General features: G+C 50.0%; 7 protein-coding genes and 2 tRNA genes. All 9 read right to left on the reverse strand.

The window, feature by feature from the left end:
* The coding region (gene infB, locus VIN66_RS11365) for a translation initiation factor IF-2 (protein WP_331924103.1) at positions 1 to 2,412 on the reverse strand (2,412 nt) is incomplete at its 3' end.
* 25 nt (positions 2,413 to 2,437) lie between these two features.
* Positions 2,438 to 3,934 carry a transcription termination factor NusA gene (nusA, locus tag VIN66_RS11370; protein ID WP_331924104.1) on the reverse strand — a complete coding sequence of 499 codons (1,497 nt, stop codon included), beginning with the start codon at positions 3,932 to 3,934 and terminating at the stop codon, positions 2,438 to 2,440.
* A 31-nt stretch (positions 3,935 to 3,965) separates the two neighbouring features.
* A complete protein-coding gene (gene rimP, locus VIN66_RS11375) occupies positions 3,966 to 4,421 on the reverse strand; it encodes a ribosome maturation factor RimP (RefSeq protein WP_134057329.1) in 456 nt (151 codons plus the stop codon).
* A gap of 276 nt (positions 4,422 to 4,697) precedes the next feature.
* Positions 4,698 to 4,774: transfer RNA gene (locus VIN66_RS11380), tRNA-Met, on the reverse strand.
* Positions 4,775 to 4,848: 74 nt separating this feature from the next.
* Positions 4,849 to 4,933 (reverse strand) — tRNA-Leu (locus VIN66_RS11385).
* Between the two features lie 14 nt (positions 4,934 to 4,947).
* Positions 4,948 to 5,277, reverse strand: a complete 330-nt coding sequence (gene secG / locus VIN66_RS11390; RefSeq protein WP_134057331.1) for a preprotein translocase subunit SecG — start codon at positions 5,275 to 5,277, stop codon at positions 4,948 to 4,950.
* 2 nt (positions 5,278 to 5,279) lie between these two features.
* The gene (gene tpiA / locus VIN66_RS11395; protein ID WP_331924105.1) at positions 5,280 to 6,032 is read right to left on the reverse strand and encodes a triose-phosphate isomerase; all 753 of its coding nucleotides are present in this window, start codon (positions 6,030 to 6,032) and stop codon (positions 5,280 to 5,282) included.
* Between the two features lie 82 nt (positions 6,033 to 6,114).
* Positions 6,115 to 7,449, reverse strand: a complete 1,335-nt coding sequence (glmM, locus tag VIN66_RS11400) for a phosphoglucosamine mutase (RefSeq protein ID WP_331924106.1) — start codon at positions 7,447 to 7,449, stop codon at positions 6,115 to 6,117.
* 3 nt (positions 7,450 to 7,452) lie between these two features.
* The coding region (folP, locus tag VIN66_RS11405) for a dihydropteroate synthase (RefSeq protein WP_331924107.1) at positions 7,453 to 8,056 on the reverse strand (604 nt) is incomplete at its 5' end.

Raw genomic sequence — 8,056 nt, forward strand, 5'->3', positions numbered from 1 at the left:
CTGTGCCAGACCGATGATCTGCTGTTTAAATTCTGGTGCCAACATACCGGTCATGGCGGCACGAACTTCATCTAACAGCTCGTAAATGATGCCGTAGTAGCGTAAATCAAGGCCTTCATCTTCCACCAGTTTACGCGCTGAGCCATCAGCCCGGACGTTGAAACCGATAATAATCGCGGAGGATGCAGCGGCCAGCGTGACGTCGGTTTCAGTAATACCGCCCACACCGCTACCGACAATCTTCACTTTCACTTCGTCAGTAGACAACTTCATCAGAGACTCAGTGATCGCCTCAACAGAGCCTTGTACGTCAGCTTTCAGTACAATGTTCAGCTCAGACACATCACCTTCAGTCATGTTAGCGAACATGTTTTCCAGTTTAGATTTCTGCTGACGTGCCAGTTTAACATCGCGGAACTTGCCCTGACGGTACAGTGCTACTTCACGCGCTTTGCGCTCATCTTTAACCACAGTTACTTCGTCACCGGCTTGCGGTACACCCGATAAGCCCAGGATTTCTACCGGGATTGACGGGCCGGCAGTTTTGATTTCTTTACCGTTTTCGTCACGCATCGCCCGCACACGGCCATACTCAAAACCACACAGTACGATTTCGCCCTGCTTCAGCGTACCTTCCTGTACCAGGATAGAGGCCACCGGGCCGCGGCCTTTGTCCAGACGTGATTCAATCACTACACCACGAGCTAAACCTTCTTTTACTGCTTTCAGTTCAAGCAGTTCGGCCTGGTTTAGAATCGCTTCAAGCAGATCATCAATGCCCATACCTGATTTCGCCGATACCGGCACGAACTGGGTATCGCCACCCCATTCTTCAGAGATAACGTCATACTGCGACAGCTCATTACGTACGCGCTCAGGATCCGCTTCTGGTTTATCCATTTTATTCACGGCAACTACCAGAGGCACACCAGCCGCTTTTGCGTGCTGAATCGCTTCTTTAGTTTGTGGCATCACACCATCATCTGCTGCAACGACCAGAATAACAATGTCTGTTGCCTTAGCACCACGGGCACGCATTGATGTAAACGCAGCGTGGCCCGGTGTATCTAGGAACGTCACCATACCGCGGTCAGTTTCTACGTGGTAAGCGCCGATATGCTGGGTAATACCACCCGCTTCGCCTGCGGCCACTTTTGCCTTACGGATATAGTCCAGTAACGATGTTTTACCATGGTCAACGTGACCCATAACAGTAACAACCGGTGCGCGTGGCTCCAGCTCACCCTGACCTTCGCGGTCAGACATTACTGCTTCTTCCAGCTCGTTTTCCTTGGTCAGGGTAAACTTATGGCCCATTTCTTCACAGACAATAGCCGCCGTTTCCTGATCGATGACCTGGTTGATAGTCGCCATGGCGCCCATCTTCATCATCACTTTAATGACTTCTGATGCTTTAACAGCCATTTTGGCGGCCAGTTCAGCAACAGTAATGGTTTCACCAATTTTCACTTCACGCTCAACCGGCTGCGCAGGTTTGTTAAAGCCATGCTGCATACTGGTTGGTGTCTTTTTCTTCTTCACATGACGGTTAGCGCGGTTAAAGGCCTCTTTGTCATTGGCATCGTCTTTTTTCTTGCCTTTAACAACCGGTGTTTTCTTACCTGCACCACGACGGCCAGCACGCTCTTCTTTAGCGTCGACTTCGTCTTCCGCCTGCTTAGCAAATTCATTACTTGTCAGGTGGTAATCATCATTATCAGCGGGTTTGGCCGTTTCTTCCTGCGCCCAACGCTCACTGTTTTCCTCTGCCAGTTTACGCGCCGCTTCTGCCTGTTTAGCAGCTTCCTGCTCCAGCTTGCGTAACGCTTCTGCTTCCTGTTGCTGACGAATACGCTCAGCTTCTTTACGCGCTTCTTCTTTCGCAGCACGGCGCGCAGCTTCTTCCGGGTCGTCTTTTAACAACTGAGCCTGTTTTGCTTCGTCGCGACGTTTGGCTTCTGCGGCTTTACGTTCAGCATCTTCTTTTGCTCTGGCTGCAGCAACTTCTTTCGCTTTACGCTCGGCTTCCTGACGCGCCTGTTCGGCTTCTGCTTTGGCTTTCTCTTCCGCCTGGCGGGCTTCTTCCTGAGCTTTTAGCGTTGCTTCATCGACCATAGGTTTTTTCACGTAGGTTTTCTGCTTACGCACTTCTACCTGGATCTCGCGGTTACGCCCTGCACCACCGGACACACTCAGTGTTGTTTTCTCTTTACGTTTTAACGTTAAACGTGAAGGCTCAGCGGTATGACCGCCATGCTGCGCACTTAAGTGATCCAGCAAAGACTTTTTCTCTTCTTCGCTGACCATTTGTCCGGCTGTTTTACTGATACCGGCATCAGCGAATTGCTGCACTAACCGTTCAACAGTAGTACCGACATCACTGGCTAGCTTTTCTATAGTGACTTCTGCCATTTGTGTTGTTACCTCCGTTGACTACTTAATTTTCTTCGCTAAACCAAACGATGTTACGGGCAGCCATAATCAGGTCGGCGGCTTGTTGTTCCGACATGGTGGCAATTTCCAGTAAATCATCGACACCCAGCTCAGCCAGGTCGTCTAACGTGGTTACCCCTTTACTGGCCAGAACGTAGGCCATATGGGTATCTAATCCTTTCAGTGCTAGCAGCGCTTCGCTTGGCTGTGCACCTTCCAGTGACTCTTCACTTGCCAGAGCGCGGGTGGTTAATACGGCTTTAGCCCGGCCGCGCAGCTCTTCAACTGTCTCTTCATCCAGACCATCGATGCTTAACAGCTCGCTAACCGGAACATAAGCGATCTCTTCCAGTGTTGAGAAACCTTCATCAACCAGCACATCAGCAAAATCTTCATCAATTTCCAGTGCATCCATAAAGACCTGGCGCACTTTTGCTGATTCTTCCTGATGCTTTTGCTTCATCGCAGACACTGACATTACGTTCAGCTCCCAGCCGGTCAACTGACTGGCTAAGCGGACGTTCTGACCATTGCGGCCAATGGCCATTGCCAGGTTAGCGTCTTCTACTGCAATATCCATTGAATGTGCATCTTCATCAACGATGATCGATGCCACTTCTGCCGGCGCCATAGCGTTAATAACGAACTGGGCGTCATTGTCATCGTACAGCACGATATCAACACGCTCACCGGCCAACTCATTTGATACAGCCTGTACCCGTGAACCACGCATACCTACGCAGGCACCAACAGGGTCGATACGACGGTCGTTGCTTTTAACGGCAATTTTGGCACGGGCGCCCGGGTCACGTGCGGCACCGCGCAATTCAATCATCTCTTCGCCAATTTCCGGCACTTCGATACGGAACAGCTCAAGCAACATTTCCGGCCGTGACCGGCTTAAAAACAGCTGTGCGCCACGGGCTTCTGGTTTTACTTCAAACAATAAGGCGCGAATACGATCGCCCGGACGGTACGTTTCCCGTGGTAACATCTCGTCACGACCTAACATCGCTTCAGCATTGTTACCTAAGTCGACAATGATACTGTCACGGTTAACTTTCTTCACCACACCGGTAACCAACTCACCGACCTGGTCAATATAGGCTTCAACGACCTGTGAACGCTCGGCTTCACGTACTTTCTGCACGATAACCTGCTTCGCCATCTGTGTCGTAATACGGTCAAACTCGATTGAGTCAATTTGCTCTTCGTAGTAGTCGCCTACCTGAACTGACGGGTCATCGTACTGAGCCGCAGACAGCGTCATTTCGCGGAACGGGTGTTCCTGTACCTGATCATCCGGGATAACCTGCCAGCGACGGAAGGTTTCGTAAGCACCGGTTTTACGATCGATGCTGACGCGCACTTCAATATCACCTTCGTTTTTCTTTTTTGTCGCGGCTGCCAATGCAAACTCAAGCGCCTGGAAAATCTTTTCCCTTGGCACAGACTTTTCGTTAGAAACTGCATCAACAACTAATAATATTTCTTTTGCCATTGTTTGTTGCCTCGCTTTGCCCCGGTACCGATTAAAAAACCGGCACCACGTTTGCTTTATCTACGTTGTCCATCAGCAAACGATAGGGTTTGCCATCTACTTCCACTATCAACATATCGTCTTCAATAGCTGTTAGTACGCCTTTAAACTTACGCCGGCCATCCTGTGGAATAGCCAGTTTTACTTCAATCTTTTGCCCTACTACGGCTGCAAAATGCGCTGCAGTAAACAGAGGCCTGTCCAGCCCCGGTGAGGAGACTTCCAGCAAATACTCATTCGTTATTGGGTCTTCTACATCTAAAATGGCGCTAACTTCACGGCTGACTAATGCACAATCATCAACATTGACACCGTCAGCGTGATCTATGTACAGCCGTAAAGTTGAATGACGGCCAGCCTGTACCAGCTCCAGCCCCAACAATTCAAAGCCTGTAGCTTCAACAGTTGGCAGCAAAAGCTCTGTCAGCGTTTGTTCTTGCTTAGTCAATGCGACCTCCGGAAAACTTACTCTGCTGCAGCACTTGGCGGCAGCAACAGCAAATAAAAAAAGGGCCTTTAGCCCATTACTGCGTAAAACTGAGTCTGCAGATACGAAAACGCCCCGAGCTAGCGGGGCGAATGGGCATCTAATCAACCTGCATATCGCCAATGCAAGCCGAAAATCTAAATCACTTCCTCAGAAGCTGGTCGCATAGCAACTCTGAATTAACAGAACTAGCTGACAACCGACAGTAGCTAAACAAAAAATGTTGCACTGTGAATTTGGTTGCGGGAGCCGGATTTGAACCGACGACCTTCGGGTTATGAGCCCGACGAGCTACCAGGCTGCTCCATCCCGCGTCCGTAATTGGCGCTTATTATATAGCGCTGACTGGCTTATCGCAAGCATTGCCCGGGCAAACTGTTGATAAATTTGGTGCCGAGAGCGGGACTTGAACCCGCACGTCCGAAGACACTACCCCCTCAAGATAGCGTGTCTACCAATTTCACCATCTCGGCTGAATATAACTGGATTAATTACCTACAGGGATATCGCTGGCGTCATCTTTTTTCTGTTCAACCTGTTCAGTAGCAGGCACTTCTAAATTCTGCCACTCATCAACTTTCTTACTCTGACCAGCGCTGTAGTTACCCAGCACTATGCTCAGTACAAAGAAAATGGTTGCCAGAATAGTGGTTGTCTTGGTCAGGAAGTTACCTGTACCTGATGAACCAAATACCGTCGCTGATGCACCAGCACCAAAGGCTGCGCCCATATCAGCACCTTTACCATGCTGAATTAACACCAGACCAATCAGCGCCATAGCAACTAACAGATAAACTACAATCAAAATTTCGTACATGCTTATTCCTTTGCACCTTTTGTAACTGCAAGGCAAATTTGCGCAAATTCTGCAGGTTTCAGGCTTGCACCACCTACAAGAGCACCATCAATGTCGGCCTGGTCAAATAATGCAGCACAATTATCTGCATTAACACTGCCGCCATACAATAATTTTACCCGTATTGCAGATTGCGTATCGTATTGTTTCAGATGTTGCCTGATAAACGCATGCGTCGTCTGCGCCTGTTGCGGTGTCGCCGACTCACCTGTACCAATGGCCCAAATGGGCTCGTACGCAATCACTGATTTCGCCAGTAATTCGGGCTGCGAAGCATACACCGCATCAAGTTGCCGCGCAAGAACCTGCTGCGTTTTTTCTTGTTGCCGCTGCTCCAGTGTTTCACCGATACACAGCACCGGCGTCAGACCTGCATTTACTGCCGCGGCAAGCTTGGCAGCAATCAACGCATCACTTTCAAAATTCAGCGTACGCCGTTCTGAGTGGCCGATGATAACAAAGCGAGCCCCTGCTTCAAGCAGCAAATCTGTACTGAGTTCACCAGTGAAAGCACCTGCTTTCTCATGGCTGACGTTTTGCGCGCCCAACACGAAATTACGTTCAGCGCTAAAGCAGTTAATCAGCGTCGCCGGCGGACATATCAGCACCTCGGTCTCGGACAAATTTAAGCTTGCCAGTTCCCGCGTTATTTCCTCGACCAGTGCAACAGAACCATTCATTTTCCAGTTCGCTGCTATCAGGGGAGTACGTTGCATGCAGTTTTATCCTGTTATAAGACCGGCGCGATATTAACTAACCGCGCCAGCGCAAACAAGTGAAAGTGGCGTATTTCGACAATCAACTGGCTATTTTTACCGCAGCAGCGATCCGTTCGGCATACTGACGCACTGTCGCCTCATGCTCTCCTTCAACCATAACGCGGATTAAAGGTTCAGTACCACTCTTGCGGATAAGCACCCTGCCGCCGCCGTTAAGTTCAGCCTCTACCTCTGCGATAACCTGCTTCACATGCTGCTTTTCAAGCGGCGCTGTACCTTTTTCAAATTTAACATTCACCAGGACCTGCGGCAGCTTATGCATGCCGTGGCTGAACTCAGCCAGAGTCATTTTGGCTTCTATCATCGCCGTCAGTACCTGCAAGGACGCAATAATGCCATCGCCGGTGCAAGTGTGATCCAGATTCAGCACATGGCCCGAGTTTTCACCGCCGATGCGCCAGTTTTTCTCCCGCAGCAGCTCCATTACGTAGCGATCACCGACCGCACTGCGGGCAAAGGGAATATCCAGCTCTTTTAAAGCCAGCTCAAGCCCAAGATTACTCATCAGGGTACCGACTACGCCGCCTTGCAATTTGTTTTGTGCTTTGGCTGCGCGGGCAATAATATAAACAATCTCATCGCCATCGATGACCCGGCCGTTATGGTCAACCATCATCACGCGGTCACCATCACCGTCGTATGCAATACCGAGATCTGCTTGTTGCTCCAGCACAGTCTTTTGTAATAGATCGGTATGCGTAGCACCACAGTTAGCATTGATGTTGATACCATCGGGGCTGGCACCTATTACCACAACATCCGCACCTAACTCTTTGAATACAGAAGGAGCGATATGATAAGTCGCACCATGAGCACAATCGATGACAATCTTCATGCCACTTAACGACAGATGGTTTGGTAAATGACTTTTACAAAACTCTATATAACGACCGGCTGCATCTTCAATACGCTGTGCTTTACCAAGTTTTTCCGAGCTCTCACATACCATCGGCTGTTCCAGCTCATGTTCAATAGCCAGTTCAACTTCATCCGGCAGCTTAGTGCCATCGGCTGAGAAGAACTTAATACCGTTGTCGTAATACGGGTTATGCGACGCACTGATGACGATACCAGCCTCTGCCCGAAACGTGCGGGTCAGATAGGCCACAGCCGGTGTCGGCATAGGCCCTAACAGGCGCACATTGATGCCGGCAGCAATCAGCCCTGCTTCCAGTGCGGTTTCCAGCAAGTAGCCAGATATACGGGTGTCTTTACCAATCAGTACTTTGCGTGTTCCACGCTGTGACAGTACCCGTCCGGCTGCCCAGCCCAGTTTCATTGCAAACTCAGGCGTAATCGGAAACTCGCCGACCTTTCCCCGGACACCATCAGTACCAAAATATTTTCTGCTCATCCTTTATGCTCCATACTGCATTGCAGTCACAACCCTGACCGCCTGCACACTTTCTTTAACATCGTGCACACGAATAATCTGTGCACCTTTTAATGCTGCAATAGTAGCGCAGGCTATACTGCCTGCCAAACGTTCATTCACCGGCGCATTAAGTAACTGACCTATCATCGACTTGCGCGACATTCCCGCCAGCACCGGATATCCGAGTTCAAGTAATTGCTCCAGTTTGTCTAATAACGTGAAGTTATGCTGCAGACTTTTACCAAAACCAAACCCAGGGTCGAGAATAATGTTGTCTTTGCTGATCCCTGCCTGCTCGCATTGTCTGGCGCGTTGCGACAGAAACTGCAGCACCTCTGCGCTAACGTCTGAATACGTCGGTGCATGCTGCATACTGCGTGGTGCGCCTTGCATATGCATCAGACAAACCGGCACCTGAGCTGTCACGGCAACCTGCAATGCGCCGGGTTCAAGCAAAGAGCGCACGTCATTGATAATATCCGCACCTGCCTGAATGGCCGCTGACATCACCGCCGCTTTGCTGGTGTCAACAGAGATCGCACAATCAAAACGTTGACGTATAGCCGTAATAACCGGCACAACTCTG

Origin of the sequence: Rheinheimera sp., assembly GCF_036568245.1 — a bacterium.
GTDB lineage: Bacteria > Pseudomonadota > Gammaproteobacteria > Enterobacterales > Alteromonadaceae > Alishewanella.